This window comes from Oceanipulchritudo coccoides (assembly GCF_010500615.1).
In the GTDB taxonomy this organism is placed as follows: Bacteria; Verrucomicrobiota; Verrucomicrobiia; order Opitutales; family Oceanipulchritudinaceae; genus Oceanipulchritudo; species Oceanipulchritudo coccoides.
In genome coordinates this window covers 975,511-1,000,967 of the sequence record NZ_JAAGNX010000001.1, presented here as the reverse complement: position 1 = coordinate 1,000,967, position 25,457 = coordinate 975,511, and the positions used below count along the sequence as shown (strand labels likewise).

Sequence of the window (25,457 nt, the reverse complement as noted above, 5' to 3'; positions counted from 1 at the left end):
AAAAGGGCCGCGCCTCAATGGTGAGACGCAGCCCAAACCCCTGTGCAAGTCTGGTTAAAGTGCCCAAAGACACTTTACAAGACCTACTAACCTAAATTGAGATGTCATGGGAAAACAAAAGGAATTCGGCACGCCCTTACTTGATTCTCGATAGGTTCGGATCCATTTTTTAAGGGATCACCTGATAGAAGATCTTATCGCCTGAGGCTGGGGCCGGCACTGTGAAGGGGGATGCAGGCTGTGGATCAATGGTCGTCCAACCAGAGAGGCTGGTGCTCTCCTGGATGGTCCCTGTGTAAGTAACCTCAAGGCTTCCACCCGTATTGGCAATTGAGATTGTTGGCTCCGCCAGTCCGCTGGATACAACATCGACTGTCATGCCAGTCAGTGTAAAGCCCACTTCACCGGCAACCGCGCCAGCAACAGCCTGTGAAAGAAAAAACGAAGCGGTATTGCCCCCGACGATTTCAATGGGATTTGTAAATACCCAGGAGACGGTTCCAATACTAGCCCCGTTCCCAAAGACACCCGATGTCTCGTCGGCGTGCGTTATACCCGTAAAGCCAGAGATTTTCCCTTCGGCAATTCCCCTGCCTTTTCCTAGATCCAAGCCGGATATAATCAGTTTGTGAGTCAAAGGCACGGATGTGGCGTCAACTTCGAAGAGGATACCCTCGCTTTGCGTGCCTGCTCCGGTGACATATTCAATACGGCGGGCGTCCCCAATACTTGTGACACCAAACCCAAATCCGTCATCGGCTCTCAGCCGGGCAGCTGCCCCCGTGGAGGAAACTCCATTAATGGTGACCTTGAAAAGGGAGTTGCTACCCGTTCCTGTTGGCGGGTTTGTCAAACCTGTGTCACCCGTAAAGTCAAGCGCATCCCCCCAGTCCCTTACCAACTGCTGGTTGGTGTTCGGATTGGCTCCACCATTGTTTCCGATGAGATGGTCGAGCGCAAGATTGCCCGAAGTATCGTTGATCGTATAGTTTAAAAATGATCTGTTTCCGAGGGTTAAATTCACTCCCCCATCAGCAGGAGACTGCGGGTCATCTGTGACCCCACTTTCGCCAACATCTGCCTTGTTGATGACGAGATTTGTGAAAACACCGACCGGTACTACATCAAGGATGATCCCTTGCAGGCTGAAGCCGACGTTGCCGGTCAGCGGAATAGTTGCCTGTGAAAGAGTAAATGATCCCGTCCCTCCGCCAAGCAGCACGATCCCATCCCCAAGAGGCAATACGTTTTTGTCCGTGAGTGGGGTAATGGAACCCAAAGCACCGGTAAAGCCAGTTGCATCGCCAGTGAGATCAGAAATAAGTCCTTCGGGCTGGACCGCATCAATGCCATTACCATTGCCCAATTCCAGCGCGGTGATCACCAGCTTATGTGTAGAAGGAATACTCGTGGCATCCAGTTCGATCCGGATGGCCTCGCTGTTCGTATTTGCTGAATTCCAATCAAGTCGGACGTTGTTCGATCCGGAAACGCCAAACCCTATTCCGTCGTCCGCACGAAGACGGGTAATAACTCCATCCGGGTCTAACCCGACCAGCGTGATCTTGAACGGGGTATTGCTGCCTGTACCCGTTGGTGGGCTGGTTAGGTCAGTTGCTCCCGTGTAGTCGAGTGCATCGCCCCAATCACGGACAAGCAGTTGTTCAGGAGTCGGACTCGTCCCACCATTGTTCCCAACCACATTGTTCAAAGCAAGATTACCATTTCCATCGTTAATCGAAAAATTCAGAAAGGACTTGTTTCCATATTCCTCGCTAACGCCCCCATCCGCAGGCGATTGCGGATCATCTGTGACGCCGACTTCCGCTTTTGTGATGATAAGATCGGATGTTACTTGTGCTTCTAGAGCAGCAATTGTCAGGAGGCCCGAAATGAGGAGTACAACATACTTTTTCATGATTCTGAGATAAGGGTAATTATTATTTAAGGGTTAGGTGAGTAAACGTTTCATCAGTTTCTAAAACCTGTCAAGAAAATAGTGAAAAAGGCAAGAACGAGGACAAGGGCCTCCCCTTGACAGTTATGGGCTGAAAGCGGCTATGGGAAATCAGTCTGTCGATTCCAGCCTGAAGAATTCTGACCCGCTGGGCAGATCGAAATCATAGAAAATATCCCCATCGAGAAAAGAGATATCGATGTCAGGAACTGAAAGCCAGCTCCCGGGGCTTAAATCAGGGGACTTGGAAAGGCGCCAACCGACCGCATCAATCCGATCAGACCAAACTACCTGACCATTCTGGATGTTCAAGCGAATGGAGGGATCGATAGACCCTGTTGAGTTATTGGGAAGGAAGACGCTGGCCCTCCTGACCGCAGCGAGTTTGCCCTTTGTAATATTGAGGCGAAAATCAGCTGGTCCATTTTGGCTGTTCTCAAAAGCCGCATCGTCGATGAACCACCGAACGGTGGTCCAGACATTTGGTTTGGGAAAGGCTATCGGGTCGGGAGCCAACTTGTAATTGGGGTTGAGGGCATAATCCGGGTCGTTGCTGTCATATTGTAACCGGACAGAGGTATTGGCCTCGGTTACGTAGACCTCAACCTCGATCATGACCGTCTGTTCGCCAGGGATTCCCGGGACGAAAGCATCATCGACATCAAAATAGATATAGGTCGTTGCATTGGGGTCGAGCTCATTGTGCCGGCATTCCTGTCCGCCGTAGGTGGCGCTGAAAGTCAGGCCATCGAAAGGCTCCGCGAGAAAGAGGTTCGTCTCGTCATTAACCGCGCCAAGAAAAGCGGTGGCATCAGCGCCCATATAACCAGCTGGAGAAATCGCGGATTCGAGAGGGAGGGAATTGCTCAAGGGCCTGACCCCCGTCAGCATCTCCTTGGCAGCGCCGCTCAGGCGGAGATACCAAAAGGGATCCCTACCCTCGTTGTCAATGTAGCTACCCCACGCGGTATGTGGATCAGGGTGATTATCCGACATAGGCATGATGGCCGTGCCCTCGTCATACTCGTCGAACATACCGAGGAATATCTGGTCCGCTCCGGTGTTAATGGCGTTCTTGATCCGGTCCCAATAGAACTGCCCGCCGTTGCGCGGAGTAAACTGTTGCCCCGGCAAAAGCTTCTTGAGGTTTGTCCATGAGAAGCCGGGCCAGGCATGCGGGAGAATCTTCATTCCCCAACTGTCAAGTTGCGCCTTTTCCGAAATCAATTCGGAACCTGAGGACTCCTGCCATGCAAGCAATTGGTCATACTTTTGATAGTGGCCAAACCAGTCCGTTTTGCTCTCCCAGCTATTGGGAACACCACCGATCAAATAAAGATTCTGGGCTGCAAACCAATCAACAATCTCGTTAGCCTGCGCGACCGTAAAGTCACGCCCGTTGGTTGAAAAGCCCCAGATAAACAACACCGGTTTTCCATCTTCATGAAGATAGCGGGGATCATCAAGAATTCCCGCTTCGTTGACCAGCCAGTTCCAGTCATTCTGCATGACCAGAAGCGGGTCCGGATCCGTGTCCAGTGAGCTGATATCGTATTCAAGAGCCCATACCCGGCCTTCCAGCCTGGCGGCCTCCCGCACGTTATGAAGAACGAATTCCTCCGCCCCATAAAATCCGCTATTTGTCCGTGAGACAAAACGCTGCAAATAAACCCCGTCTATATTATACTCTCGCATCCAGCGGAAGTGTGTCTGGACCGTATCGAGGTCCGCCGAAGAAAACAGATAGGCAGGCCGCCCGTCCCCAAGGTCCATCTGCCCAACGGGATAGATCGAATCCGGGTCGTAGTCATTCATCCATGGCCACATGTCGATTGTAATCTCAGTTGGAGACGGATCCACGTCACGTGTGCGACCCCAATGATTCCAGCCTTTGTCTCTCAGGTCATTTGGCGCATTGAACCAGCCCTGGTAACCGGCGAGCACCTTCCCTTTAAGGCTGAGGTTATCCACGTGATCAACAACTGGGCTGTTGTAAGGCTGTAACCAAGGCTTTGAGTTAGCATACAGAAGTTGCTCATCAGGGAAAATCTCGGTGCTGATTTTGACCGAAGCGATCCGGAGAGGCGTCCCGCTCCAGTTCAGCAGCCGCATACGGAAGTCATTCCCCCCGCCTTGCCGGTTCGCGAACAACGGATTTTCAAAGACTTGATAGGACTTCACAAATTCAAGGGTCCCCAGCCGGCTTGAACGGGTGTGGATCTCCGCATCGTAATTTTTGTCGCTGGGATCTGAGCCGTATCCCGAATCATATTCCACAAACAACCTGCCGGTAGCATCATCGATGTACTCAATCTCGACGTAAACCGGCTCGCCGGGAACGAAGGAGAAACTTGAGGGAACATCAAAATAAAGGTAGGAATTGGCGTTGGTAGCCACCCAAACATCCTGACCGTTAACAGTTTCAACAGTGAAGGACCCAAATGAGTAATCATCAGGAACGAGGGAAACTGTCGCTCCGTATGAGGCAACTGGAAGAAGCGCCGGAAGGAGAAAAAGGGGAAGCTTGAATTTATTCACAAAACGGGGGGGTTGATATTTGCTCACTCGGGGCTTTTGATTTCGAAGTCAAATCCAACCAAACCAGCCCCCTGCATCAGGTCAGGATCAGCTTTAAACACCAATTTCTCACCATCGACAAGGGAAAGCGTTCCTTGCAGAATGTCCTGTTTGGCCGGTGTGCCTATTTTCAAAGGTCCGGTTCGCATGTCACTATCGGCATCTTCAACAATGATACCGCTGTTGTTTGTGACCAAGCCGCAGGAAAAGCCCATAAGGACCAGTTCCACGTCCCCAGAAAAAACCCATGACATCTTTTCCTTGTTCGGGCCAGTCTTGATGCCTGTCCCGTCAATGCGTCCAGGATTGTGACCACCGACACCAAGCACACCACCTTCCTCCGGGCGCAGTATCAAGGGAGGAGAGCCGCCTTTTTCATTTTCACCAAAAGATTGCAAGGAGAACGATTTACCGAACAAAGATTTGTCCTCAACCGTGCCAATGTTCTCATTATCCCACTTGTCCACCGCTACATTGGCATGCGTGTCCGGGCTCTGTGTGGAGGCGTCAAGCGAAACAACACCTTCATCGTTGATCGAGAAATCGAGCTTGATTGAGCGGTTCCTTACAGCCTCTGTTCCATCATACGAAAAAAGGACTGGGATCGCAGCCTGACTCGAACTCAAAAACACGCTCAAAGACAAAAATACGACCAGGGATTTCATAAGCGTTAGAGGTTAAATGGGGCAAAACAGGGAAAGCAGGTTGCTTGACCTACAGGCCCAGAACGTAGACCCAACTGCCAGTCTCACCGACAAGTGATGCCGGCTGATAGAGCCACTGGGACAGTTCCTGCAGGTAAAGCCAGTCGTTTTCAACAACCGATGTCTCACCAAGGGCCGCCTCTGACTCCGCGGGCAAATAAGCCCAGGAACCATTGTTCGTGACCGAGCTTTCATTGATGTAGATCCAGAGGGAAAGATCATTGCTCCAGACCCACTCTCCAAGGCTTGTATTGATGGATCCCAGCACTGTTTTCGTTTCCGTGTCACCCGCCTCGTTTGAGAGAAAGTAGTTGGCCCATTCCCCGTAATAGGGAAGTACATCCAGCGAGATGCCCTGAAGACAAAAGCCTAAATCCCCTGCCTCGGGCTGTACCGCCTGCCGCACCCAAATCTGGCCAAAGCGACCGCCCAACAGCTCATGGGCACTGCTCAGCTCAAGCACACTCTGGTCTTCCAAGGTCACAATTTCCGTTCCCGTGACTGCCCCACCGGCGAAATTTGTCACAGTGGGAATGACAACTCCATTTGGAGTTCCGTTGCCAACTGTTATTGAAGATATGACCACCCGATGGGTCTCAGGCAGGGCTGTCGCATCCACATCAAGCCGTATCCCCTCGCTGGCGGCCTGGTCAAACCTCCAGTCAAGCCGGTTGGGGTTTCCGCCAATAACGCCGAATCCCGTCCCGTTGTTCGCTCTGAATCCGGCAGAACCGCCATTTGAATTTTCACCATTGAGGGTGATAATGATTACTTCATCCGCTTCTGGAACATAACTTAGCGGGGACCCGGGAAGACTGTTTCCATCTCCGAGCACATCAAGAAGGTCACCCCAGGCCTTGATTTCCGGTGCACCACTGTTGCCAGCCTCATTATTCAATTTCACGTTGCCATTTCCCGCCTTCACAATAAAACGCAGAAAGGACTTTCCTCCGTAGGCCAGGGCCAACCCGCCCTCGACACCATCAACCGCCGTCGGGGCTTGTGGATCGTCCGTTCCCTCCGGAACAGATATGACAAGGTTGGCCGACACGGCCGCGGATAAACTTGCTGCACAAGACAGAAGACTCAAAGCCAGAATTAAGGAATATTTCATATGTTTAAGGGTGTTGGGTGTTAATCGGATAAATAGAGTTAAACGTTTATTCAGGAGCCGGGGCGTATGTCAATATAATTTCCAAAGGGTAATTTTCAAACCTGCAGATACTGACTCGGACAAATAAAGAGGATTGAAGTTCAATCAATTTTCCGCATATCCACTGATGAAGGCGAGAGACCTGTGAAGATAAGCGAATGATAAGATGAGTAAACAGCCCATAAAACGGATCACCTCGATAAAAGAAATAGCGCAATTAGCGGGATGTTCAATTGCGACAGTATCAAACACCCTCAATAACAAGGGCCGTATCAGCCAGGAAGTCCGTGAGAAAGTGCTGGAAATCTGCGAGAAGCACGGATACGTGCCAAACTCAGCTGGCCGGAACCTGCGGCGCCAGACGATGGAGACCGTGGGACTCCTCTTCTATCCGTCCACCTCGGCGATTTTCCGAAATATTTTCTACGCGGAAATCATGGAAGCGCTGGAAGCGACGATGGAAAGCCGCGGATATGACCTGTTGCTCTCCGGGTTTGATTCATCGGTGGCAGATCAGCATACGCCCCGGTTCATCCGACAGGGAAAAGTCGACGGGATCATCCTCCTTGGCGGCTTCCCCCGGTCTGAAGTGAGGAAATTACTTGGTTTTTCACTTCCCCTTTTACACTTGGACAGCTATCGGGAACGCATCAAAATTGATTACATCACGACTGATGGATACGCCGCCTGCGGGCAGATCGTGGACCACCTCGTCAATCTGGGGCACCGCCGAATTGTCTTCATGGCGCACGCCCATGAGGATACCAACGCCGATCAGCGTGAGGCCGGCTTTCTGGCAGCCGTCAATCGGCATGATCTTCCCAAGACACTCAATCCCAGTATGCGGGATTTCTATCGGACGGATGATGGGTACGAGCGGTTGAAACCGTTGCTCCTTGGAAAGCGTCCTCCGACAGCAGTCATTTGCGTTAATGATACTCTTGCTGTCGAATTGCTTGAAAAATTGAAGGACGACGGATTCAGCATTCCCCGAGACCTGACCATTTTTGGCTACAATGACGACCGGCACAGTCGAAGCTCCAGCCCGCCTATTTCCACCGTGAAAGTAGACAAGGCAGGCCTCGGTCGGATTGGTGCAGAAACGATTATCAACCGTATTCAAAATCCGGAAACGTCCGTCTCATCGGTGCTGCTCCCGGTCGAGCTGGTTCACCGCGGTTCTGAAGCTCCGCCAAAAGCCTGAACGGCGCCGGCACAGGCCCACGCAAGGCAGGGAATTTTTTCTTGCTAAAGTGGTGAAACGTTTCACTTTGAAATTTCACCATGCACATTCACCCGTATAAAACTGGCCATTGCCTCCGTGACGGAAGGCTCTATGTAAATGATGAGCATCAGTTCCTGAAAACAGGAAAGCCATTGAGAAACTACGGGGATCCGACGGAAGTCCGCAAGCTGATGGCGGACCTACCGGTAATTGCCTCGAAAGGGTACAAGAATCTGGCGATCAATTGCTACTGGCACCATTTCAACCCTTCGGGTGACGGACGGATTGAAGTCTCCCTTGAGCCTTTGTACGATTTGCTGAAAGCAGTGGATGCTCACGGCATGTATGCATCGCTGTCAGTGGAAACCTATGGTGTTGGCGGCGGGCAGATCCCTCAAGGATTCTGGGATAACAACCCCGAAACAGAAGCGATCACTCATGAAGGCAACCCTGTCCGGGATACTGAGTATGGCTACAACACGGCTGTTCCTTCCCTGTTTTCACCGGAGTACTTGCACGCATCCCGGGCTTACATGAAGAATCTGGTCGAGAAACTGGGGGCGGAAAATTTCCTTTATTTTGAGACAACTGTTGAGCCGCAATATATGGGCTCGCAAAATCTGGACTACAGCAGAGCAGCCAGGGAAAGCTATGAGAAGTGGTTGGCCCGCAATCCCGAGCTGAATCCCCTGCCCTTTCCGGATAAATTGCCGGCCAGCCAGGCCTTCATTGATTCAAAAGCCTGGAACATCTTTCGTGCGCAAAACCTTGCCAGCTGGATCAACGGGGATGCGCGTGCCTACAAGGAGGCCGCCAACGGAGCCCCGCTCTGGATCGCCACTGACTATTTGGACGCAGAAAATGGGACTATGAACCGGCGTCTTGGCGACCCGGTCGAATTGCTCCGCAACCTGACTGAAATCAACATCATACAGGTGAATTGGAGTTGGTGTAATATCCGCAGAAAGCCTAACCAGAAAGCCTATGACCGGGTCCACCAAGTGATGCGCGAACATAAGAAAGACTGGGCAATTACTGAGCACATGACACTGAATGGGGCCGACTATTTTCCAGAGGATGTCGATGGTCTCTTGAGCAATACTTTGAAAAACGGAACCCGGTTTGGATGGGAGTTTGTGGATATTGCCCCCGATTTCGATGATCCATCAACGAAGCCAAATGATGTCCTTCCCGGAGATTTCAAGCCACAGCATTTCTCCTTGTATGATAGTGACTGGCAGGCCAAGCCAGTGATGTCGATTGTCGACAATAATTGGAGCGATTGGGTCGCCCTCGCTCTTGAAGCGCAATCTGTCAGAGCTTGAGATGATGACGATGAATAGTTACAAATTCCGCCTGATAGTACTAGCGGTCACCTTTTTGACGCTTTCCTCCGGAGCCGCCTGCAAGAGCCAAGTCGACCTCCTCCCGGCGGCGGATGGACTCGAGGGCAAGGTCTTTGCCGGTTATCAGGGATGGTACCGGACACCGACTGACGGATCCGGACTGGGATGGGAACATTACGAAACCTATGATGAACAGTTCAAGCCGGGACATGTCGGTATCGATTACTGGCCCGACGAAAGCGAGCTGACGCCCTCGGAAAAATATGCCACGGATTTTCGCCATGCTGACGGCCGTGTGGCCCACGTGTTTTCAACGCAGCATCCGGCAACCATCGACCGCCATTTCAAGTGGATGCGGCAATATAACATCGACGGAATTTTCCTGCAGCGATTTGCCTTGGACGTGGTTGGATTTCATCATCAGGCGGAGTTATTACTCCCCTCAAACAACAGAAAACTCGAATTTATTCAGCAAAGTGCTAATCATCACAGTAGGGCTTACTCTATTATGTATGACCTCTCCGGCATGCCGCATGGGGAGATGGACCGCGTCAAGCAGGACTGGAAGGACCTGCAGAAACAATTTCGCCTGAGTGAAGATCGCGCATACTTGCACATGGAAGGCAAGCCGCTGGTGGCCATCTGGGGCGTCGGATTCGTGGGCAGGGATTACACCCTCGAGGAAGTTGCAGACCTGATTGATTTCCTCAAGAATGATCCGGAATTTGGCGGGTGCAGTATTCTTCTGGGTATCCCGACCTTTTGGAGGACATTGGAAAAAGATGCCACCACCGATTCCAAATTGCATGAGGTCATCGCCAGTGCTGATGTTATCCTTCCCTGGTCGGTCGGTCGTTTTGGCGGGTCAGAAACCGCCCTTAAGCGGACGGATGAAATTGTCCGACCCGACATGGATTGGTGCGAGGCCCAAGGAGTGAAATATATGCCTCTGGCCTTTCCTGGATTCAGTTGGGCTAATCGCTACGTTCATAAGAATGCGGCTTTTGACAGTATCCCGCGCGAAGGGGGCAAGTTCTTGTGGGCCCAGGCCGTTGCCGCCAAACGCAGTGGAGCGGACACCCTATACATCGCCATGTTTGATGAAATGGATGAAGGGACCCAGATATTCAAGGTATCAAACGACGTACCGGTCGGGGAATCCCGATTTCTGGATTACAGCCCGCATGCTCCCGACTACTATTTAAGGCTGACCGGGGCAATCCGTAGAATGCTCCGTGGAACCATCCCGGCAACGGACGGGCTGCCCGAAAATTTCTGACCGCAGGCAGATCGATGTATCCTTTAAGGAACTACTTTTTAGTGATCCAGTGAAATTCCCGGCCTTCGGTAATCAACCTTAACCGGTTTCTCTCCGGGCCGGGTTCAGCCCACGTTACTGGCGCGGATTTCCGCAGCTCTTCCATGACCACCGACAAGCCCTCAAGGCCAGCCATGTTGAACCACTCATTGGGGTCACGATCAAGGTTGTAGAGTTCCTCTGTGCCATCGGCATAGTGGATATAGCGCCAGTCGTTGCTTACAATGGCATATTCACCGGGTTGCATGCCAGGCACGACGACATTGCGCTCAACCGCCTTGCCTGGATCATCCAGAACTTCACGCAAGGAGATTCCGTCAGCTCCGGCATCAGCAGTAGCGCCGGAATAGTCGAGAAGAGTCGGCATGATATCGATCAAGCTCACTGTGGTTTCTATGCTTTCTCCGCGGGCAATTCCGGGCCCCATCCACATGAAAGGTACATTTGTCGTGCGCTCCCATAAAGTGTGTTTTCCCCAGTCAAATTTTTCCCCGTGGTGGTAGCCATGATCACTCCATAGAACAACGATGGTGTTGTCTGCATTGGGCCCGGATGCAATCGCATCAAGCAAGCGTCCAAGCATGGCGTCCGCATAGGAAATACTGGCAAGATAGCCGTGAATCGCGTCTTCAACGGCGTCCAGTTGTTCCAAGCGCTTGTGAATGGCGCTTCGCGCAGTCTTGGCCCGCTTTATGGCAGGCGGTAGATCCTCCAGATCCCATTCGAAGTAAGGGGGGTGTTCGATCGTCTCGGGATCATATAGGTCGAAATATTTTTCCGGCACATAATTCGGGAAATGCGGCGTGTATAATCCCACCGCGACAAAGAACGGCTTCCCGTGTTCTTTTGAGACGAGATCACAGGCCCAGTTGGTCCGGAGGGTGTCGGCCATCAGCTCCTCATTTTCATCAAGGATCTTCCCCCATTCCATGAAAAACTTGTTCGCCGGCTTTCGATCATGGTTGAAAATGCTGCTTGGGTAAGGGTCTGGAAGGATGGGACTATCCACAGTCCAGGTTTGCAAGTCCCAGCCTTTCTCCTTCAGCTTTTCATCCCGTAGAAAAAAGCTGTCCCAGCCCCGCAAATCAACATATCCGGCCGGATGATGGAAGAGCTTCCCGGCACCGAAGGTCGCGTACCCACACGCCTGCAACTGTACTTGAAGGGGCCTGAGCTCGGGCCGGGTTTGAAAATAAACCTGAGTACGGTAGCAGCCTGTCCTGGATGCCAGGCGTCCCGTAAATATCGCAGACCTCGCTGGAGCACAGAAAATCCCCGGTGTATGAGCGTCCTGAAAAGTGATTCCCTGATCTGCCAGCCGATCCATATTCGGCGTAATGGCCTGCGCATGACCCATCGGCCCGATCCAGTCACACATGTCGTCCACAACAAACATGACAATGTTCGGCTGCTGGTCGTCTGCCGAAAGAATACCTGTCTGGAGAAGAAGAACAATCAGCATGAAGCTGTAGTTAAATTTCAACTTCATTTAAATTTTCCCTTTCCCTTGTTCCAGTGCTTATCCAATCAGGCCTCTGCCCGCAGGCGTATCCGTTTGAGAAGCCCTTCAAAATCATTCGAGAACTCACTGCAAAGCCCCTTGGTTCCTGATTGCTCGATATTGCCGCCACCAATCCCCCAGGCCTGCATTCCGGCCAGGCGTATGGAGACCACCCCAGCCCCGCTGTCTTCAATACCGATAACTGCATTCCGTTCATGGTAATCCATTCCAAGGCCCACACGGAAGGTTTCCGCATACAACCATGGATGTGGCTTTGGAGACAATTCCCCAAGCGTTCCTGACTGCCCCTTGCGGAGGGCATGGCCCGCCGTGATGATGGCATCATAAAAATCTGCGGGATCCCCCATTCCAAGGGTCCGGAAAGCATCGAGTATCTCCGGATAGGCCTTTTCGTATAGCCCGGAAGTAACCAGCCCGATTTTCAAGCCCATGGCTTTCAATTCCTCAAGAAACGGCTTGATCCCCGGTGATGGTTCAAAAGCTCCCTCCCTGCCCTTGCCTTCGAGGATCAACTGCATTTCCCGATGCGTGTGTTTGAAGTAATGGGCTCGCGCCGTTTCGAGCAGCTTATCCGGACAGTACTTTTCAATGCAATACTGCAAGTGCTCGGAAACCGAGTGGCCTGAAACGTACGGAATATCCTCTTCTTCCAACTGAAAGCTTTTCTTGCCAAGCAAACTCCCGATACTCCTCTCAATGATCCAGATCCAGAACGATTCACTGTGCACGGTCGTCCCGTCGAGATCCATCAATACCGCCTTTAAAGGTCTCTCTTCTCCCAGAGCATCAACAGGATAATAGGCTGGATATCCCATTGCCGATTTGACCAGGGCAAGGGTATGTTCCTCGAACCCGACAAATTCAACTTTGCCATCCCCAGTCGCCCCAATGGCGCCCACGCCTCCTTCACCCACAAAGAATCGATTGTCCGATGTTCGTTCAAGGCTCTGCAGCCCAAGCGCTGGATTTGTCTCGCCTAAATTCGGATATTGCACTTTGTTCATGTAGTTAGTTAAACGTTTTACTCTTTGTGGTTGACAGAACCGGTCAAGTTAAAAAGGAGAACCCTATGCAGAAGGAAAGCAAGCAAACAGCGATCGTCGTCGGGCATACCCACTGGGACCGCGAATGGCGGTATCCGATCTATAAAAACCGCTCATTGCTTCTGGAGTTCATGGACTGGCTGTTGGAGATTCTTGAGACCGATGAAGGGTATGCTGGATTTTTATTGGACGGGCAAACTGTTTGCCTGCAGGACTACCTGGAAATCCGGCCGGAAAACCGTGGCCGGATCGAAGCGCAGGTGAAGGCAGGCAGGCTTTGGATCGGGCCCTGGTATACGCTGCCGGACCTCTTTCCAGTTTCGGGGGAATGCCTCCTGAGGAGCCTTTTGAAAGGTATCCGCTACGCGGATGAGTTTGGTGGATATAACCCGATTGCTTATCATACATTCGGATGGGGACAGACCGCTCAGTTTCCCCAGATATACGAAAGTCTGGGAATCAAGTACGCGGTGGCGGCCAAAAAGGTATCGGAAGAGCGGGCACCACATTGCGAATTCCTCTGGACTGCCCCGGACGGATCAACGGTTCTGGCCTCACGGCTGGGGCACTTTGGTCGACAAAACGGATACTTTTACCTACATTTTCCGGTCCGTCTCAATAATCAATACGACGACAATGTGTATGCGTGGAAGTGGGGCGAGACAGGCCTTGCCTATCATCGTGCAGATGCAGACCAGGCACGCACGGATTACTTCCGGATTGATCACGAGCAAGGCTACTTCAAGGAAAACGTGAAGGCCGCGGCGCAGCGCACCTGGGATAACATGGACAAGACCATGGCCCAGGACTGGCGTCTCCTGATGTGTGGTTGCGATTTTTCAACCCCCAACCCCCATCTGCCCCGGATGGTGCGGGACTGTAATGAAGCCCACCCAGATATTGAGTTCAGGATGGGGTCCCTTGAGGAGTACTTCAAGGGCCTTGAGGAACGCATTGACAGGAGCAAGGTTCCCGTTGTCGACGGGGAGCTCCGCGATGGGGAGCCGTGCGGGGCATCCGCAAATGCCTTGGCCACGCGTATTCATATCAAGCAGCTGAACAAAAAGGCCGAGAACGTCATGATCCGCCGGACAGAGCCGCTTGCGGCCTGCTTGTTCATGAATGGCCATTCATACCCGGAAAAATTCCTTGAAAAAGGGTGGGAGTATCTTCTCAAGGCCCACGCCCACGACTCCATCAACGGTGTCACTCAGGACAAGACTGTTGAGGACAATATCTACAGATTGAATCAAGCGTTGGAAATCGGGGAAACAATTTATGACGATACCGTTGCAGCCCTTATAAAACGCCTGGACCTCTCGGAATTTGGGGAGAAAGACCAATTGCTTCTGATACACAACCCCCAGCCAAGGCCTGTCCGGGAAGTCATCCGCCTGGCAGTCGATACCCCACAGGAAGAAAACGTCTGGGCGATCGGCGCGGAAGAAGCCGATGGCACACCATTGGAAGTCCAGATGATCTCCAGGGACGAACACAAGCAGCCGGTGCACGATATTGAGGCAAGACCATGGCCATTCCTTGTGGACCGCCATGAAGTATACCTTGATTCAGGAAACATTCCTGCAGGTGGTTACAAGGTTGTCCGGGTAGTCCACGAAAAAACTTTCTGGCGGGAGGAAGAATGGTGGCCGGCAATGCGGAAATCCAAAGGAGGACTTATCGGGACCGGGACCCACATCCTCGAGAACGAGAATCTTAAAGTTGAGGTCAATCCGGACGGCACATTTGACCTGACCGACAAGTCAAACGAGCGAAGCATCACCGGGATGCATGCCTTTGAGGACGAGGGTGACACAGGGGACTATTGGGCATACTACCCCCCCTGTCAAAACCAGGCCATCAGCAGTCGCGGGTTTGAGTCGAGGATCTGGATGGAGGACAACGGGCCGCTTTCGGGAACAATTTGTATCGAAAAAATCATGCGCATTCCTTCCAGGGCAGAATACGGGAAGATAAATATCCAGGGTTACGGCAAACGGAGTGAGGATCTTGTCGATATGAAGATCGTATCCAAGCTCTCACTGACCAAGGGAGCGCGGCAGTTACGCATCAAGACCAAGGTTGAAAACAAGGCAAAAGATCATCGCTTGCGTGTCATGATTCCCTCAGACATCAAAGCGGACTTTTCCGATGCGGCGGGTCACTTCACAGTCGACAGGCGCCACATGGTCCACGAAGTGGATCAGGCTGGCAAACACTACCCGGAAATGGCGCTTCGTCCACAAGGGGTCTTTTGCTCTGTCAGTGACGACCAGTCGGGGCTCTCTATTGTCAACAACTGCCTGACGGAATTCCAGCTTCTGGACGATGAACGAAGGACCATTGCCCTGACCCTTTTCCGCGCGGTAAGAAACCGGATCTGTACGGAATCCCGGGTTTCCGCGGAATTCCCCGATCAACTGGGAAGCCAGATCCTGCAAACCCTTGAATTCGAATATTCCATCTGTCCCCACAAAGGGTCATGGATTGAGGGGAAAGCCTATCCCGAGGCGGACCGGCTCAACGCCAGACCCGCGGTTATGCAGATTTCCAGAAATGCCGCCGGGGACCTCCCCCACTCTGTTTCCCTTTACGAGATTGATAACGACTCGATCATCCTCTCAACCTTCAAGAAAGCGGAAGACGAGGAAGCCATTATTCTCAGGATTTTCAATCCAACGGCGACCAGTCAGAGCACAAACATTCGATTGGGCTTTCCAGTCAAGCAGGCCACGATGACCAACCTGAACGAAGTGGATTTGGCAACGCTACCGGTTGAAAACAATCAACTCTCCGTAACCTTGGAAAAGGGCAAGATCGTGACGATCATGCTTAAGTGAAATCAGAACTCATCACAAGAATCGTCCAAAGGATTGGACTGACAAAACCAGAGTAGAACATCCCATGAATAAAAGAAAACTTATTGCACACTTATTGATCCTCGTTTTGGCGGGCCTGCCCGGCTACGCCATTGGCTCGACCCCTCCAACGCAGATCAATGCGAAAGACTTCGGGGCCGCCGGGAACGGTGAAAAGGACGACACCAAGGCGATTCAAGCCGCCCTTCATGCGGCCGCCAAAGGTAACGGAGTCTGTTACCTGCCGGAAGGCCGTTATCGCCTGGATGGCTCATTGACTGTTCCGGACGGGGTGACCCTCAGGGGCTCCTATGAATCCATTCCACATCCACAACACCCCGTTGGGACAGTCCTCTATATTTACGGCGGAAAGGGAGACGAAAACGCCAAGCCGGCCATTACCTTGAAATTTAATGCGACCATCACACGCCTGATGATCCACTACCCGGAACAGCAGGCACCACCCAACGTCATTCCGTATCCCTGGACCATCCAGATCGACGGCGAAATGTGCCAGGTCGTCGATGTCGCCATGACCAATCCCTACAAGATGATTGATGCTGGAACCAAGGTTAATGAGCTGCACTACTTGCGCAATATTTTCGCCTGTCCGTTGAAGATTGGTGTTTACGTCGACCAATGTTATGACGTCGGGCGGATGGAGAATATCCATCTGAATCCCAACCTTTGGAAACGGATTGGCCTGGATCCCAAACTGCCTGCTCCGCCCGCGGATTATGAAGGTTCGGAAGACAGCTACTGGAACGAAATGCTGATTCCCTACCTCAAGGCAAACCTGATCGGTTTCAAGATCGGCAAGACCGACTGGGAATATATCAGCAACTGCTTTGTTATTTTCGCCAAGATCGGCTTTCTCTTTGATGACTTTGGCCATCGCCCTGGCAACGCACTTGTTGTACAGTCGGGCGGGGATGTTGGGCCGGTTGCCGTGCAGATCAACCAGGTACAACCCCACGCCGGGGTGCAATTTGTCAATTGCCAGTTCATGGGAACAGTCAAGATTGGTCCGGAGAACAAGGGTCCGGTAAAAATCTCCAACAGCGGATTCTGGGTGATCAAGGATACTCCCGAGCAGATTGTCCAAGAAGGGGCATCAACCCTCATCGTGAATGGATGTCACTTCTATAACTGGGATATGCTTGAGGAAGGGCTTCCCTGCATTCGGGCGACAAACGGGCGGATGATCCTGACAGGCTCCGAGTTCATGCAACCCTCCAAGAAACTGATTTCCCTCGAAGGCGATTTCATAGCCGGGACAATTACCGGTTGCCTCTTCAGGAATGATCAGATCTCCAACACTTCCAACGCGGAAGTGGAAATGTTTGCCAACGTCTTTGAGTAGCCAAGAGAGCAGGAATTAGACAATATCAATGGGCTTCTTGGTTTTTGATAAACCCCTCATACAGTAGCTGCTTCATGTGTTTGCGGACGTTTGAGTGTTTTTCCGATTCAGCGAGATTGTAGTATTCGCCGTCATCCGATCGTTTGTTATACAATTCGATGCCTAATTCACCCGTCTCTCCCCACTCGGTATACCGCCAGTCACGTGTCCTTACGCTCCTACCATATACCTTTCCCCTGTTCACTTGGGTAAAGGCGGCTTGCTTCCCGGGCAAATCCGGATCATCAAAAACCGGTCGTACGGATACACCGGACAATTTATGCGGGCTGTTCAGTCCCGTCAGGTCAAGGAGGGTCGGATAGAGGTCGACAAATTCAACGATGGCATCCGTTGAACGGCCCATCCCTTTTGTCCCGGGAACCCAGATTGCCATTGGTGCCCTTGCTCCAAGTTCATAAACAGTCACCTTATTCCACCAATCATGTTCACCTAAATGGTAACCGTGGTCTCCCATTAGAATAACGATTGTCGTATCCCAAAGATTCAGTTTGTCCATAGCAGAGAAGACCTTTCCGATCTGCGCATCCGTGAAACTGACACATGCCTGGTAGGCCCGCTTGAATTCCTTGCGCTCCTTGTCCGTAAAGCTGCTGAAATCCCTTTCGTTTGGGATGGCATGCCGAACTCTCGGTGATCGGTTATCCGGTTCAATAGCCAGTTTAACATCTTCCACCGGATAAAGATCAAAGTACTTTTTGGGAGCGATAAATGGATCATGAGGCTTGTGAAAACCAAGACCGATAAAGAAAGGTCGATCACGCTTTTCGTTCAGAATCTTAATAGCAGCCTTTGCAAGGAGCCCATCAGCCTGATCCTCATCATCGCCATTGGCGGCCAGCCATTGGCACCATCCGAGACGCCCGTCTGTCAAGTTCCTGCCTTCTCCAGTCTTGCCCAGTTTAGACGCATCTGGTCTTGCATCATAAAAGATATCAAAGGACTGGGGGTCTTCAAAAAATGTGACCTCTTGATCAGCGTTCAATCCAAGGTGAAAAATTTTTCCAAAGCCGGCCGTGAAATAGCCATTCTCGCGGAATATCTGGGGAAGGGTCACAACGTCCGGCCAGACTTTCCGAAGTGGAATATTGTTCGTCACTATTCCCACTTCGTTGGGTCGCCAACCGGTCAGCAGCGATGCCCGGCTGGGATTACAGACAGGGTACTGGGCATAAGCATTATTGAAACGCATGCCTCGGCTGGCCAACCGGTCGATATTCGGCGAGACCACCTCACCAACGCCATAACAGGATAGCTCCGGGCGTAGATCATCCACCATAATGAGGAGTACGTTTAAGGGAGCCTTCTCCTCGGCAGAAACCGGTATTAGAAAAACAAACCCGGACAGGAAAATGAGCGAAAGGAATCTGGTTGGACTGGTCATTATTATTTCCTATTTTCCGCGTTTGGGAAGCGCTTTCTCGAATGCCTCCAGTTGTGCCCGGTATTGTGCGGAGATTTGAGGAAATTCAGCAGCGAGGTTGTTCGATTCGGATGGATCTGAAGCGAGGTCGAACAACTTGAATTGTCCCCGCCGAAGGTGGGCCTTCCACTGCTCGTCACGCAGGGCGGACCAACCGGGTCGATCATTCCAGAACAGGGGTTTTCCACGTTGGACCACTTCTCCCATAACAGCAGCAGTCAGGTCGACACCGTCCGTCATGATTCCTTCAATACTCACGCCTGCCATATTGGTAAGGGTCGGAAGGAAATCCACTCCCCCGAGCACTGTGCTGTCATTCACCATGCCCGCGGGAATCTTTCCTGGCCATCGCAGGATGAGCGGGGCGTGAATTCCCCCGTCATGCAGGGATAATTTGCGGTCACGGTATGGGCCGGCAGAGCCGGTATTGTTGAGCAAGGTGGGGTGCTCAACATACCGGCCCGCCAGATCCTGGTTGACGATCGGCCCGGGCCCGTTGTCGCTTGTGAAAATTACGACCGTTCGCTCATCCAGATTCATATCCTTCAATGCCTTCATGAGCCGCCCAAGCTCCGTGTCCATCGCCGTAATATCGGCACAATAGGCGCGTACCGCTTTCTGTATGTCCCCGTGCTGGGCAACAAATTCGAGGAATTCCCGCTGCAGGGGATTCTCGAAATCGTTGATGTCCACGTCCAGATCCTCATAAACCGCGAGCATTTCTTCAGTCGGATCAATGTAGGAGTGGGTTGGGTAAAGCCACAAATTGATGAAAAATGGGCGATCACGGTTTTGCCCGGCAAACGCGATGGCTAAGTCAATATAACGCGCCGTCGTCTTCTCCCGGAAATGAGGATCATTGCGCTCTATTGGCGACCATGTCGGTCCATTGCCGTTGGTAATGAGCGCTTCATCAATTCCGTATTGCCCGGGAGTCGGGGCAGGCGCGTTTTTCCCTCCCAAATGCCACTTGCCAAAATGCGCTGTCGAGTAGCCAGCCCCCTTCAGGAGTGAAGTGAGGGAGGGCTTTTCAGGGGACAATTCCCGGTTGATATTGAAGCCCCGGGCTGGATAAACCCCGCCCATGATTGCCGCCCGGCTTGGCGCGCACCAAGCCCCCGACATGTACGCCTGATTGAAGCGCAGGCCCTCTTCAGCGAGCCGGTCAATGTGTGGCGTTCTGGCATAAGGATGCCCCGTTACCCCGAGGTCACCATACCCAAGGTCATCCGCCAGAATGAAAATGATATTGGGCCCCACCCCGGCTCGCCCATCACCCGGATCCGCCCCCAGTGTCCATAAAAAGGAACAGGCAAACCCCATCCACAGAATAATCCAGAATACCCTCTTTTTCCTTAATCCCATTTCATTCCTTTTTCCTTGCATGAAGTGGATAAACGTTTTTTCTACAAGCCTAAACTCCCTCCTGTGGAATTAAAAATTCCCAATTAAGAAAAGCCCTACTACCTTCAAATACTGATGCTCACACCTCTTGATTACACCATCATCGTTGTCTACTCACTAATACTCGTTGTGATGGGGGCCCTTCTGGCAAAGAAGGCAGCAGGCGGACTGGAGGAATACTTTCTCGGCGGTCGCAAACTTCCCTGGTATTTTCTTGGCTGTTCCGGGATGGCCAGTTGGTTCGATGTGACCGGCACGATGGTGATCACATCCTTTCTTTTCATGATCGGGCCGAAGGCGCTGTTCATTGGATTCCGCGGGGATGCGGTGTTGATCCTGATTTTCCTGCTTTGCTTCACTGGCAAATGGCACCGTCGCTCAGGAGTACTGACAGGTGCGGAATGGATGCAGTTCCGTTTTGGGCAAGGGCGCGATGCCGATGCCGCACGCCTTTTGACAGCTGTCGTGGCCATCCTTCCGGTAATCGGTTTGATTGCTTACTTGATGAAAGGAACGGGTTTGTTTCTTTCGATGTTCTTTCCCTTTCCACCCGAGGTCTGCGCGGGGGTTCTGATAGCCATAGCCGTAGTTTACACGATGATGTCCGGCTTTTACGGGGTCGTTATCAGTGATGTAATCCAATCCCTGCTCATTTTTGTTTCAGCATTGGTCCTTGGTGTTGTTGCCTTTACCCTGATTGATGGAATCGAATCGGTTTCGGCGCTTGCAAACTCGGTGAACGGGGTGTCCGACTGGGCCGGATCACTGCCACAGATGGAAATCACCTTTCCCCAGACTGCCAACGGCTCGGAATATGATGTTTACCGCTTTCTTGGGCTGGCTATGGGATTCTTTCTCCTACAACAAACCGTGTTTGGCCTCGCTAGTGGAGCAGATCCCAAATACTTCGCTTCGCGCTCTGACAAGGACGTCGGCAAATTGAACCTTCTCATTAGCGGGATGATTGCCATTCGCTGGCCCATGATGATCGGGCTCGCTGTGCTCGGGCTATTCCTGGTCAATGATACCTTTGAAGACCGCACCGTCATTGCTGAGGCCGCTCAGACAGTCCGCGCTTACTATCCGGACATGGACAAGACAAGCTGGCACTCGACCACGACTCAGTTGATCGCCCATCCGGATGAGGCCGACCCCACGCTCATCAGCAACTTGGAAACTGTTCTCGGGGAGGAATGGCGGGCCAAGCTTCCCCTCGTAGGCTATGAAGGAATCACTGATCCAGAGCGCATTTTGCCAGCTGTCATCCTGAGCTATGTCCCAGCGGGACTGCTTGGAGTCATTCTTGTGACAGCCCTTGCGGCCACCATGTCCACCTTCGACTCAACCCTGAATGCGGCTTCCTCATTTGTCGTGAAGGATATTTATCAACGCTGGATGAGGCCGAAAGCGGGGGACAAGGAACTGATCAGAGTTGCTTGGATTACAACCGTTGCTGTGGCAATTGTCGGCTTTATAGCCGGGCTGAATTTTTCCAGCATTAACCACGTTTGGGACTGGGTCCTCATGAGTTTGATGACGGGCCTGTTTGTCCCGAATTTCCTTCGACTTTACTGGTGGAGGATGAACGGCTGGGGCGTCGCCTTTGGAATGGCCTTTGGGGCTGTTGCAGCCATTTCTCAAACTATCTTCTTTCCGGATTTTCCCTACTGGGGCAAGTTTCTCTACGTCGCGATCATCGCCTTCACGGGGACTATTGGCGGATGCCTCATCACCAAGCCAACTGAAATGGATACCCTCGTTCACTTCTACAAAAAGACCCGACCATTTGGATTCTGGGGGCCCGTCCGGAAGTATCTTCTTGAGGAACAGCTCAGTTACATCGACTCCGAAAATACCCGGGATGTTATTTCGGTACCGTTTGCCTTTTTCTATCAGGTCATGCTCTTCCTGATACCCATGCAAATCATCATCCACAGCTTCACCTCATTGTACTGGAGCTTGCCCATCTTCGTTGTGGCCTGCCTGGGCATGTACTTCATCTGGTACAAAAATCAAAGACCCGACCGGGACATGGAAAACGAGCCAGATCTACGCGCCTCTCATAACCGTTAAAATTTAAAACACCTGTAACAATGAATTCTGTATCCAGACTTTCCCTTTTCCTGGCCTTCCTGACACTCGGGGTGTCCGTTCTAGCGGCAGCCCGAACCGCGCTACCCGGCGACGATCTGCAGGCTGTATTAAACAAGGGAAAAGACCTTGTGCTTCAGAAAGGGGCTGTGTACGAGATCACAAAAACGCTCCGCTACACCACAAAAGGGCAGAAAATTTATACAGCTGAGGCGATGTATCCATCGGAGTACGCGACCCTCAGGTTGGCAAGCAAGGACCTCATGATGCTGATCAGTGCGGGAGGCGCTGAAAACGCAATCCTTGAGCGTGTCATCTGCGATGGTGACCGATACAACCTCTCAGTCGTTCCAAAACCACGAATTGGCGGAGGCGGGCAACCTGCGCTTGTACACTTTGGTGGAAAGGGAGGAGATGGACAAATCGTTCGTCATTGTGTCTTCATTAACACGCGTACTTGGGCCACGCTTAAAATGCATGAAGGGGCTTCGAATATGCTGACCGAAAACAATTTGTTTTTTGGTGCTGGTGTGGATCCCAGGGGTAATGGCCGTGACCTGAATGAAGTTCCATTTGGCTGGGCTGACCTCATTTCCTGCGCGGCCTCCGACTCCATAATCCGCAACAACTTGATGATTGATCCAACCGATGTTGGGGTCGTGCTATACTGCGCTCCGGGAACCATCGTGGAAAATAATGTGGTTGCCTCGGTTTCCCGTGAGTCACTCGGTGGGATCAATCTGGTGGATGCCCTCGATTATTATAAAATCGAAAATTCAGAGAATCTTTTTGATTACCGGGGAGTCAAGGTAAGGGACAATTTTATCGATGCCTTTGGCGCACGTATCCACATGGGCATACCGGTGGGTTGTGTTGTCTGGGTCCCCCACTGGCGTGGCAGGATAACGACAGGCGGGGAAATCACCGGAAATACCATCACTGGAGGCGCCGGAGCATATGGCATTGTCGCGCATGGTATTCGTGACTGGAAAATCGTGGGCAACCACAGCACCGCATCCTATTCCGGGCTGGCGGAATATGGGAAGCATCCTAACCCGCCCGATGAACCAGGCGCATTCATTTATGATGCCGATAGTGTAGTGGATTGTGAGCTACAGCCGGAATTCGTTAAGAGCAAGCGCCATATCGAACATCTGCTTCGCACCCAGTTTGCTCCCGAAGATGCCAATGGTTACCAGATGCATGATTACGGGCATGAGGAAGTTGCCGCAGTTGTAAATGCGGCCTACCTGGAAATGCTCAGGAGAGCTCCCACCGAGTTTGAGTTCAACAACTCAGTCGAACTGTTGAGGAGTCGGCAAAGAAATGCCGATGGCCTGCGACGGCAGCTGATGAACAGTAAAGAATTCCGGGATCAGCATGGAGACATGTTTCCTGCAGACCTGCACCCCTTCCGCGTCAAACTCTGGTTCGATATCTGCGACCAATTGATGCGCGAAAACGGTGGCATGTACAAGGTCTCCAAACTCTATCAGGACGCCTTGGCCGCCCTGCATGCAGACACGCCGGTAAATAATTAATATCAGGCACGCCATTTGGTTTGAAAAGCATGTGAAGGCAGGGGGTTACCTTCCTCTGGATAACCGTAACCGGGATATCGAAATTGAATACAAAAAATATTGAAAAAACAGGAAGCACAGACCGGATTTATAGCTGGGCGACTATAATTTTTGCCTTGTTTCTCGTATGGGGAAACACTCCGGCAATTGCGGAGAAGACCGGGGTTCTCTGTTCTAACAACGCAACACCGGCCAGCTTGCATGAGCTCCAAATCGGGGCCTACTATTACCCATGGTATGGCTCGGATGGGCGGCATTGGAATGAGGGCTATTTTCGCGGTGATTTACGACCGCAACAACTCCCGCTTTTAGGCGAGTATGATTCACGGGATGAAGCGACAATCAACCAGCACATCGAATGGGCGAAAGATGCCGGCATTGATTTCTTTGCCCTTTCGTTTTGGGGAGAGGATACATGGGTCAATCAGACAGCAAAAAATTGCTTCACCAAAGCCAGCGCTTTAAAGGATTTCAAATTTACAATTTTGTACGAAACCGTCGCGGACAAGCTTCTCGTACCTTATAGAGTCAAAGGAGACCTGACCTTTGAGTTGGGGAATGAACTGGAACAAAGGTTTATCGACTCCATTGATTATTTGGCAGAAACCTACTTCAGCCATCCATCCTATCTGCGGATTGATGATAAACCCGTGCTGATAATCTATGTCACGCATCAATTTGCGGGGGATTATAAGGGAGCTATCCAACGACTTCGCGCAACCATCCGCGAAAAGCACGGTATGGAATTGTTTCTTATTGGAGATGAAGTGGATCCTATCAAGCCCCCTGTGGAAGACCGCATCGCCTGCTTTGACGCCATTACACCTTATATTCAATATGCCAGCCCTATCCAGACACTTCCCGATACCGCCTTAGGATATGCAGATGATGTCTGGATACTCCAGAACGCCCGGATGAAAAACACCCGCTTCAAAGCCATTTCTGATCGTTTGGGAATTGAATTTGTCCCCAACGCCTTACCGGGGTTCAATGATCGGGGAGTTCGTTTGGACGTTAACCATTACTACCTGCCCCACCGGCGAAATGCCCATGATCCTCGCAAATATGGCCTTTTTGAAGATTATCTGGACATGGCCGGAGAGTTTATGAATCCGGATTTCAAATTAATGATGGTCACCTCTTGGAATGAATGGCACGAGGACACTCAACTGGAACCTGACTCAGGGGTACCGACAAGGGAGCCTGCGACGCACACTGTCGGTTTGAATGTTGAACCGTACGGCTTTGACCTGTTGAACATCCTGAAAGAATTCAAAAACACTTATTCGGGTCCGAAATCACTGCCTTCAGTAAAGAAGATCAATATCACAGAGCTTTGCCTGGCCGTTAACGGGAACAAACAAGCTGGCTACATCGAACTCCATAACCCGGGAAGTGAGTCTGTTGATCTACAGGGAATGCGGCTCTGCCTCCGGTCCCGGCATGATAGCTTTGAGCGAGATAATTTCTATGTTAAGCTTTCTGGCTCCATCCCGGCGGGCGAAAACTACCTTGTCGCTACCCCTGCCGCACGTGATTTTCTTAAAGAAAAAGAGCAGCTGACTGTTGATCAGACAACGACCGCAGCAGTTTTGCCCAGGATTTCCATGAATAATGGACAAATTGCCTTGAGAGATCAGGAAGGTCGAATCGTCGATGCCTTTTCCTGGACGGCTGAGTCGTCGTTTGATGGGGATTACGTAGAAAAGGATAACTTCAAAATCGATACGGTACCAGCACCCAATCAATCAATAATCCGGCGGAGCCACAAACAAGACCGGAATAATAACGCGCTGGACTTCACGATCGACCTGAGCAGCCCAAAGCGGTGAAGCA

The 25,457-nt window shown here is 51.7% G+C and carries 16 protein-coding genes; 8 read left to right on the top strand and 8 right to left on the bottom strand.

The features are described from left to right. Positions 1-169: 169 nt before the first annotated feature. The 4 genes from G0Q06_RS03920 to G0Q06_RS03905 all read right to left on the bottom strand — a co-directional run bounded on the left by G0Q06_RS03920 (position 170) and on the right by G0Q06_RS03905 (position 6,352). A complete protein-coding gene (locus G0Q06_RS03920) occupies positions 170-1,918 on the bottom strand; it encodes a hypothetical protein (protein WP_163962658.1) in 1,749 nt (582 codons plus the stop codon). 150 nt (positions 1,919-2,068) lie between these two features. Then, positions 2,069-4,495: a glycoside hydrolase family 99 protein gene (locus G0Q06_RS03915; RefSeq protein WP_163962656.1), complete on the bottom strand. Its 2,427-nt coding sequence runs from the start codon at positions 4,493-4,495 to the stop codon at positions 2,069-2,071. 23 nt (positions 4,496-4,518) lie between these two features. Beyond that, the gene (locus tag G0Q06_RS03910) at positions 4,519-5,199 is read right to left on the bottom strand and encodes a hypothetical protein (protein WP_163962654.1); all 681 of its coding nucleotides are present in this window, start codon (positions 5,197-5,199) and stop codon (positions 4,519-4,521) included. A 49-nt stretch (positions 5,200-5,248) separates the two neighbouring features. Next, positions 5,249-6,352: a hypothetical protein gene (locus G0Q06_RS03905; RefSeq protein WP_163962652.1), complete on the bottom strand. Its 1,104-nt coding sequence runs from the start codon at positions 6,350-6,352 to the stop codon at positions 5,249-5,251. Positions 6,353-6,557: 205 nt separating this feature from the next. Between G0Q06_RS03905 and G0Q06_RS03900 the strand changes: the two genes are divergently transcribed. The 3 genes from G0Q06_RS03900 to G0Q06_RS03890 all read left to right on the top strand — a co-directional run bounded on the left by G0Q06_RS03900 (position 6,558) and on the right by G0Q06_RS03890 (position 10,241). Next, entirely contained in the window at positions 6,558-7,595 is a 1,038-nt protein-coding gene (locus G0Q06_RS03900) for a LacI family DNA-binding transcriptional regulator (protein ID WP_163962651.1), read from the top strand. An 80-nt stretch (positions 7,596-7,675) separates the two neighbouring features. Then, positions 7,676-8,941, top strand: a complete 1,266-nt coding sequence (locus tag G0Q06_RS03895) for a hypothetical protein (RefSeq protein WP_163962649.1) — start codon at positions 7,676-7,678, stop codon at positions 8,939-8,941. A 10-nt stretch (positions 8,942-8,951) separates the two neighbouring features. Beyond that, the gene (locus G0Q06_RS03890; RefSeq protein ID WP_163962647.1) at positions 8,952-10,241 is read left to right on the top strand and encodes a glycoside hydrolase family 99 protein; all 1,290 of its coding nucleotides are present in this window, start codon (positions 8,952-8,954) and stop codon (positions 10,239-10,241) included. A 31-nt stretch (positions 10,242-10,272) separates the two neighbouring features. On the opposite strand, the gene G0Q06_RS03885 is transcribed toward G0Q06_RS03890, so the two are convergent. After that, positions 10,273-11,769 (bottom strand): sulfatase, encoded by a 1,497-nt coding sequence (locus tag G0Q06_RS03885; protein ID WP_238710244.1) that lies wholly within the window; start codon positions 11,767-11,769, stop codon positions 10,273-10,275. Positions 11,770-11,807: 38 nt separating this feature from the next. After that, a complete protein-coding gene (locus tag G0Q06_RS03880; RefSeq protein WP_163962645.1) occupies positions 11,808-12,806 on the bottom strand; it encodes an HAD family hydrolase in 999 nt (332 codons plus the stop codon). A gap of 65 nt (positions 12,807-12,871) precedes the next feature. On the opposite strand from G0Q06_RS03880, the gene G0Q06_RS03875 reads away from it, so the two are divergent. Both G0Q06_RS03875 and G0Q06_RS03870 read left to right on the top strand, forming a co-directional pair. Next, entirely contained in the window at positions 12,872-15,685 is a 2,814-nt protein-coding gene (locus G0Q06_RS03875) for an alpha-mannosidase (protein ID WP_163962643.1), read from the top strand. A gap of 64 nt (positions 15,686-15,749) precedes the next feature. Further along, positions 15,750-17,066, top strand: coding sequence for a glycosyl hydrolase family 28-related protein (locus tag G0Q06_RS03870; protein WP_163962641.1), 1,317 nt, complete (start codon positions 15,750-15,752; stop codon positions 17,064-17,066). Between the two features lie 25 nt (positions 17,067-17,091). On the opposite strand, the gene G0Q06_RS03865 is transcribed toward G0Q06_RS03870, so the two are convergent. Together G0Q06_RS03865 and G0Q06_RS03860 are read right to left on the bottom strand one after the other, a co-directional pair. After that, entirely contained in the window at positions 17,092-18,507 is a 1,416-nt protein-coding gene (locus tag G0Q06_RS03865; RefSeq protein WP_163962639.1) for a sulfatase, read from the bottom strand. Between the two features lie 9 nt (positions 18,508-18,516). Next, positions 18,517-19,911: a sulfatase family protein gene (locus tag G0Q06_RS03860; RefSeq protein ID WP_163962637.1), complete on the bottom strand. Its 1,395-nt coding sequence runs from the start codon at positions 19,909-19,911 to the stop codon at positions 18,517-18,519. A 114-nt stretch (positions 19,912-20,025) separates the two neighbouring features. Between G0Q06_RS03860 and G0Q06_RS03855 the strand changes: the two genes are divergently transcribed. From G0Q06_RS03855 to G0Q06_RS03845, 3 genes are all read left to right on the top strand, one after another. Next, positions 20,026-22,023 (top strand): sodium:solute symporter family transporter, encoded by a 1,998-nt coding sequence (locus G0Q06_RS03855; protein ID WP_163962635.1) that lies wholly within the window; start codon positions 20,026-20,028, stop codon positions 22,021-22,023. 20 nt (positions 22,024-22,043) lie between these two features. Next, positions 22,044-23,582, top strand: a complete 1,539-nt coding sequence (locus G0Q06_RS03850; protein ID WP_163962633.1) for a hypothetical protein — start codon at positions 22,044-22,046, stop codon at positions 23,580-23,582. A gap of 83 nt (positions 23,583-23,665) precedes the next feature. Then, positions 23,666-25,453, top strand: a complete 1,788-nt coding sequence (locus tag G0Q06_RS03845) for a glycoside hydrolase family 99-like domain-containing protein (protein ID WP_163962631.1) — start codon at positions 23,666-23,668, stop codon at positions 25,451-25,453. The last annotated feature ends 4 nt before the right edge of the window (positions 25,454-25,457 follow it).

Bases quoted from the DNA above. Each gene is read 5' to 3' on its own strand.
- G0Q06_RS03920 (WP_163962658.1), bottom strand. From the start codon at position 1,918: ATGAAAAAGTATGTTGTACTCCTCATTTCGGGCCTCCTGACAATTGCT.
- G0Q06_RS03910 (WP_163962654.1), bottom strand. From the start codon at position 5,199: ATGAAATCCCTGGTCGTATTTTTGTCTTTGAGCGTGTTTTTGAGTTCG.
- G0Q06_RS03905 (WP_163962652.1), bottom strand. From the start codon at position 6,352: ATGAAATATTCCTTAATTCTGGCTTTGAGTCTTCTGTCTTGTGCAGCA.
- G0Q06_RS03900 (WP_163962651.1), top strand. From the start codon at position 6,558: ATGAGTAAACAGCCCATAAAACGGATCACCTCGATAAAAGAAATAGCG.
- G0Q06_RS03895 (WP_163962649.1), top strand. From the start codon at position 7,676: ATGCACATTCACCCGTATAAAACTGGCCATTGCCTCCGTGACGGAAGG.
- G0Q06_RS03890 (WP_163962647.1), top strand. From the start codon at position 8,952: ATGAATAGTTACAAATTCCGCCTGATAGTACTAGCGGTCACCTTTTTG.
- G0Q06_RS03885 (WP_238710244.1), bottom strand. From the start codon at position 11,769: ATGAAGTTGAAATTTAACTACAGCTTCATGCTGATTGTTCTTCTTCTC.
- G0Q06_RS03880 (WP_163962645.1), bottom strand. From the start codon at position 12,806: ATGAACAAAGTGCAATATCCGAATTTAGGCGAGACAAATCCAGCGCTT.
- G0Q06_RS03875 (WP_163962643.1), top strand. From the start codon at position 12,872: ATGCAGAAGGAAAGCAAGCAAACAGCGATCGTCGTCGGGCATACCCAC.
- G0Q06_RS03870 (WP_163962641.1), top strand. From the start codon at position 15,750: ATGAATAAAAGAAAACTTATTGCACACTTATTGATCCTCGTTTTGGCG.
- G0Q06_RS03865 (WP_163962639.1), bottom strand. From the start codon at position 18,507: ATGACCAGTCCAACCAGATTCCTTTCGCTCATTTTCCTGTCCGGGTTT.
- G0Q06_RS03860 (WP_163962637.1), bottom strand. From the start codon at position 19,911: ATGGGATTAAGGAAAAAGAGGGTATTCTGGATTATTCTGTGGATGGGG.
- G0Q06_RS03855 (WP_163962635.1), top strand. From the start codon at position 20,026: ATGCTCACACCTCTTGATTACACCATCATCGTTGTCTACTCACTAATA.
- G0Q06_RS03850 (WP_163962633.1), top strand. From the start codon at position 22,044: ATGAATTCTGTATCCAGACTTTCCCTTTTCCTGGCCTTCCTGACACTC.